Here is a 5,369-nt window from a genome sequence, read left to right as displayed (position 1 = left end):
GCTGAGGGCGGAGTGAAGATGAAGGGCACAGGCGGGCATCGAAGGACTCCTGCCCCTGCGCACACGCGCAGGGGCGGTATACTGGCGTCCCCAGCGGCTCCTCTCCCGGTGCTCCTGGCCTGAGCGGGCTCGACCGTCTTCCCCGGTCGGGCCCGTCGTCTTTTCAACTACCACCCCTACCCGACAACACCCGCCGCCCGGCCCGGCTTCACCGCCGACGTCGCCCGGGCCCGCGGCGAGCGCCCGCGCTTCTCCGCCCGGACGTCCAGGGCCGTGCGCCCCACTTCCCCGCGCACCGCCGCCAGCGCCTCCTCCGGCGTGGTGACGATGGCGACGAGGACGCCGGCCGCGCGCAGCCGGGCGTAGAGCTCCACCTGGGCGGGCTTCATCCGTCCGCCCTTCGACTTCACCTCCAGCAGCACCACCTGCCCGTGCCGGCAGCACAGCAGGTCCGGGAAGCCGGGGGCCGAGACGCGCTCCACCGTCCACCCGGCGAGCTGCAGCGCCTTCACCACCGCGGGCTCCGCGTCGTCCCGCTGCGCCGCCCACCTCACCGGGCACCTGTCGTGCGTCTGTCCATGCCAGGACAGAAGGGGCGCCCAGTGCTGACCGTCACCGATGCCGACGGTCGGGCAAGGGTGCCCACGCCGTGGGTACCCTTCCGTGCCCGAGACGGTTCCGGTTTCATGCCCTCATTCGAGGGGGCAAAACCGGAGCCATGTCAGGCGGCGCGAGCGAGGCCACCCGCCTCCAACCGGCGTGCGGCGGCCTCGCAGTAGCGCTCCTCGAGCTCCACGCCCACCGCGCGTCGCCCGAGCTGCTGCGCGGCCAGGAGCGTGGCCCCGCTGCCGGCGAATGGATCCAGGACGAGGCCTCCCTTGGGGCAGGAGCGCTCGACCAGGTAGGCCAGCAGGTTAACGGGCTTCTCCGTCGGGTGCGTCCGCGCCCGCGCGGGCACCGGCGGGTAGCCCGCGAGCACGGCGCCGTGGCGCTTGCCGGTCAGCGCGCGGCGCTTCGGCCCGGCGCCGTGCAACACCACCTCGTAGTCGGGCGCGTAGCCGGCAGCGCAGTCGCCCATGCCGCCGCGGTCCTTCCACCACACGAGGGCGCCCTTGATGCGCAGGTGCGCACTCGCCGCGTCGAAGAAGTCCGGCCAGCTCTCCCAGTGGCAGAAGACGTAGGCGTGCAGGTCCGGCTTCAGCGCGTGGCCCGCGGACGTGAGCGCCTGGCGGAAGACGCGCATGCCCTGGCGCGAGCCGTCCGCGCGGATGGCCGCGCCGCTCCTGCCCTTCGCCTCGTAGGCCATGCCGTAGGGCGGGTCGGAGAGCAGCACGTCCACGGATTCGGACGGGAGTCCGGGCAGTGCGTCGCGGCAGTCGGCGTGGAACAGGGTGATGGTGTCGGTCTGGAAGTAGGGCGTCACTCTGGGGGGCCTCGGGGGAGTGGTGCCGGGGTGGCACCACGCGCGCGTGGTGCACGAGGGATGCCAGGACGACATGCGGAAGCTGCACAAGCGTTCTGTTGATTCCACCTGGGCGCGCAGCACGGTGACGAAGTTGCCCGTCAACGCTCCGCGTGCTTCACATCTTCGCCGAGGACCACAGTGCATCTGACAGAGATAGACGGAGTAAACATCGGTGGCGCACAGCGAAGACCCTACGTTAACCACAGGGGCAACCACGGAGAGGATTTGAGATGAGACGCCCTAAGCGCCTGCCCGTCTGCGGTCTGTGTGGTGCTGCTTTCTCAGCAAGTCTCGCACACACAGACGACCACATCATCCCAAAGGGATTTTACAGTCAGCCTAAGCCCAAGAATCTAATGACATGGTGGGTATGCCTGCCATGCCAGAGAGAGCTCAACCCGCGAGAGGAGCGACTGAGAAATATATTTATTTCGGCACACTCACATAAGCCAGGGCTCTTCAAAGACGTCGCAGAAAAAGCGAGCCGAAGTGCTCGTTGGGAAGCCCCGCTGCGCTCAGGCTGGTTCCGGTCTCAGACAGGCATCCAGGTCCCCGGCGCCATTTCAATGCCAGACCCCATCGACGTCACAATGGTCTTTGGCAAAATAACACGGGGACTATTTTACTTTAAACACGAGCGACTACTTGGAGATGTGCCACTGATTGCCAGAGTCCTAAGGCCCGAGCACTTTGATGTGCTGGTCGATCTCGTCACTGAACTCCCAGTCAAAATCGACGTAATGGGGGAAGAGTTCGAATGGGCCGCCGTGTGTCCCGACGAAAACCCAGATCACGGCATCTGGGTGTACGTCATCTACGGAGCGGTCGCCATTGCCGTTTGGACGGGCGACTTCATTACACTGGGGCCATTCCCAGTTCCAGAACCAACTCCAGTCGTAATTACAGACAGCATCCGCAAGAGCCGGCCACGATAGTATTTCAAAAAAACTACGCCGGCAAATACCTCCTGAGCCCCTCTTCAAGAGCGGCGAGGTAGCCACCCGGATCCGCTCGGAAGCGCCGCCCCAGCACGCGTGAATGACAGCGCTTCTGGAGGGTGCTGCGCAGACGCTGCCATCCGGCGATGTTCTTCGGCACGAGGTCTGCGCCGTTGGCGGGAGCGATGCGCGTGGCCACCGCGGCGACGACGCGCACCTGCCCCCGGACCACCAGCCCTTCGCTCCCGCGGCGCCGGCCCGAGGCTCGGCGTTCATGGTAGCGGCAACTGCCAAACAAGTGCTCCAAGTCATTATCCGTGCGAGGCAGTCCGGGCACGTCGTAGCAGTGAAAGAGGCCCGCCCAGTAACGGTGCGTCTCGAGGAGGAAATGCGCGAGCGCGGCCCGGTGTCGCGAGCGGGTCTTCCGCAGGGAGCGAGTCAGCGCGCTGACGAGCCCGGCCATACGACGTTTGACGTGGCAGCCCCTCTGGCCGGAGGCATTTCTGAGGATTTCGGCGGCGCGCTCTACCCAATGGTAGGCGGCCTCCAGCGGGGGCCACATTCCGGACGTCTGTCTCAGTCCCTGGCGCAACAGCTGGCGAAGTCGTCTCAGTTCTCGGGTGTGCGCCCCCCTTTTTCTGCTCGGCCCAGGCTCCCTTCAATGGATTGCACCCGTCGATGGAGCTCCAATCCGGAGGGCTTCAGGGGTGGCCTCCTGTCGTCGGTCAGGGCACTGCGCACGGCGGCGCAGTAGCCGCGTACCGCTTGGGCATGAGCGTCGTCGCATCCCTCGACGGCACGCTCAATCTTTCGCACGCCTCGGAGGTGACTCTTCAGCTCCTTCTTGGCGTGCCGGTCCGCCTCGTATACCGGCCGTGCTGCCTCGCGCAGGTAGTGGAAATGGTTGGTGCGGCACGCCGGGCAACACGGAAGCCACCGCGTTGCGAATGGAGCGCTGTCCATCCGAAATGACTCCGGCAATGGGCACGCCCAGCGCGTCCTTCACTTCCTGAAGGAGCGGAGCCAACTGCTCCTCGCCACTGCCCAGCAGACTTCGAGCCGCCAGCACTTCGCCCGAGAGGCACTCGCGCACCACTCACAGCACCTCGTTCCCCACCTCGGGTTGCAACCCGTCCATGGCCAGCACCACCCGGCCCTGCTTGCGCGTTACCCTCATAAGCCGCTGGCTGTCTGTCATTCTCAGCGCCAGCAACTCGTCGTACCTGTCGAGCTGATTCGTGACACTACGCTCGGAGATAGGGACACCCCGGGCGCGCAAAGCCCGGTGGATTTCGGGAACGCTGCGATGCTCCTGGTACCGAAGCGCACCAATGAGGGCAATGACGTCCAGGCCGAACTCATGGTCCGGCAGCGCCCACCGGCCCTCTTCCTCGGAGCGGATGGCCTTGCGGTACAGGGGGCAGTCCTTTCGGTGGCACACCCGTACCTGCACCCGGAGGGCCACCACCCCGTCCAGCGTCACCACGTTCCGGCGAGCTCGGTAGTCCGCTGTCACCGGCCCTCGACAGGCCGCACAGTGCCGACATTGATTCTCCAGCCCCACGTGCCTGCCCGCTGGCGGGTGAGCAGTCGTGCGTGCCATGACGCCACCTCCCTATGGTGGCAACACCGGAGGGAGCAGGAGGTATTTGCCGGCGTAGAAAAAAATAACGACTAAGCCCGACTGCAACAGCGGCCTGCCGGACGCTTCAAACAGGCCGCTGTGTTTCACCAGCCGAACGTCCAGCGTACGCCCGCGCCTGCCATCCGCTCACGCTGGTTGGCCTCCGCGAAGGCGAAGAGGCCAAGGTCGTGCCGGAGCCTCGCCCCACCCTCCAGGCGCGCGTACGCGCCCGTGAGGGTGGAGGCTCCGGCGGAGGCCTCCAGGTAGCCGGTGCGGACCGGCACGTCACGCAGCACCCGCGACAGCCCCGCGGCGACTGCTACCCGCGGGGCATCGAAGGGCCCGAGGCCACCTCGACGGCCGGCGCCAGCGCGGCGGCGCTGCCGATGGCTCCGAGCGCCAGTTCCATCGCCTCCGCGCGCACCTTCACCTCGGCCGACTGCGCGCCGTGCAGCGACTTGAACTCCAGCTTCACCGCCGCCTGCTCCCAGGGCTTGAGGGGCCGCCAGCCGTTCGCCTTCATCCAGGAGTCCGCCACCTCCAGCCCCCGGGCCGCCTTGTCGAAGCCGTTTTCGGACTCGTCGAGCGCGGCGATGTCCTCCACCACGTGGAAGGCGTGGAAGGCCACGGTGGCGACGATGCGCTTGCGGCGCGTGGTGAGCCAGGTGCCCCCGAAGAAGAGGCCCACGCCGCTGGCGACGACGCCCAGGGCGATGCCGACGTTGGTGGGGGTGAGCAGAGCATCGAGGATGCTGCTGCCCGCGCCGGTGCTGGACTGGGCCAGGTCCACCGGCGCGGTGAGGACGACCGCCAGGACGGCGGTCAGGGTGAGGGACTTCTTCATGGTGCTGCTCCTGATGGGGTTGAGCTGCACCACGAAGAAGGGGCGGCTCAGACGCGCGGCATCCAGTTCCAGTGGCCGTCCTTCGGCTCGTAGGTGGGCGCCTCGGTCACGTTGATGGCCGTCCAGGGCAACGTGCGCGGCGGCTTCACCAGCAGATCGACCGTGCCGTCCGCATTGACCGCCGTGATGTCGGCCGCGCACGTAGTCGTGCCGTACTGGAAGTGGACGGCGCGGCCGATGGACGGCTTCTGGCCGGGCGGCACCACCGAGGTGCCCTTCGGCCCGGGCGGCACCACGGACGCGACCGGGGTGTTGATCGCCAGGGCGACCGCGAGCCACGCGGCGCGCACCAGCATCGGGCACTTCTCGAACGGGGGCAGCTCGGCGCCCGTCACAGCGGAGCGCCCGCCGGTGACGCCGCAGTAGACGGTGTAGAGCACGGCGGCGCGGCCGAGTTCGTCGGGGCGGGCCAGGGCCAGCGCCCTCTCGGCGGTGGCC

General features: G+C 67.6%; 6 protein-coding genes and 1 pseudogene. 1 reads left to right on the top strand and 6 read right to left on the bottom strand.

The genetic code is table 11. The annotated features are described in order from the left end of the window. Positions 1–176 precede the first annotated feature (176 nt). Both D7V97_RS39465 and D7V97_RS39460 read right to left on the bottom strand, forming a co-directional pair. Complete coding sequence (locus tag D7V97_RS39465; RefSeq protein ID WP_120615734.1) at positions 177–554, bottom strand: VRR-NUC domain-containing protein; 378 nt, start codon at positions 552–554, stop codon at positions 177–179. A gap of 167 nt (positions 555–721) precedes the next feature. Continuing rightward, complete coding sequence (locus tag D7V97_RS39460) at positions 722–1,423, bottom strand: site-specific DNA-methyltransferase (protein ID WP_120615733.1); 702 nt, start codon at positions 1,421–1,423, stop codon at positions 722–724. 608 nt (positions 1,424–2,031) lie between these two features. On the opposite strand from D7V97_RS39460, the gene D7V97_RS44390 reads away from it, so the two are divergent. Further along, the gene (locus D7V97_RS44390) at positions 2,032–2,400 is read left to right on the top strand and encodes a hypothetical protein (RefSeq protein WP_147445169.1); all 369 of its coding nucleotides are present in this window, start codon (positions 2,032–2,034) and stop codon (positions 2,398–2,400) included. A 13-nt stretch (positions 2,401–2,413) separates the two neighbouring features. Here the strand turns inward: D7V97_RS44390 and D7V97_RS39455 are convergent. The 4 genes and pseudogenes from D7V97_RS39455 to D7V97_RS45035 all read right to left on the bottom strand — a co-directional run. Then, positions 2,414–4,006, bottom strand: a pseudogene (locus tag D7V97_RS39455) (ISNCY family transposase). Between the two features lie 125 nt (positions 4,007–4,131). Continuing rightward, positions 4,132–4,311 (bottom strand): hypothetical protein, encoded by a 180-nt coding sequence (locus D7V97_RS39450; protein WP_233583523.1) that lies wholly within the window; start codon positions 4,309–4,311, stop codon positions 4,132–4,134. A 35-nt stretch (positions 4,312–4,346) separates the two neighbouring features. Then, positions 4,347–4,871 carry a hypothetical protein gene (locus tag D7V97_RS39445; RefSeq protein WP_120615735.1) on the bottom strand — a complete coding sequence of 175 codons (525 nt, stop codon included), beginning with the start codon at positions 4,869–4,871 and terminating at the stop codon, positions 4,347–4,349. A gap of 47 nt (positions 4,872–4,918) precedes the next feature. After that, the coding region (locus tag D7V97_RS45035) for a hypothetical protein (RefSeq protein ID WP_120615731.1) at positions 4,919–5,369 on the bottom strand (451 nt) is incomplete at its 5' end.

Origin of the sequence: Corallococcus sp. CA053C (assembly GCF_003611675.1) — a bacterium.
GTDB lineage: Bacteria > Myxococcota > Myxococcia > Myxococcales > Myxococcaceae > Corallococcus.
This window is presented reverse-complemented; position numbering and strand designations above follow the sequence as displayed.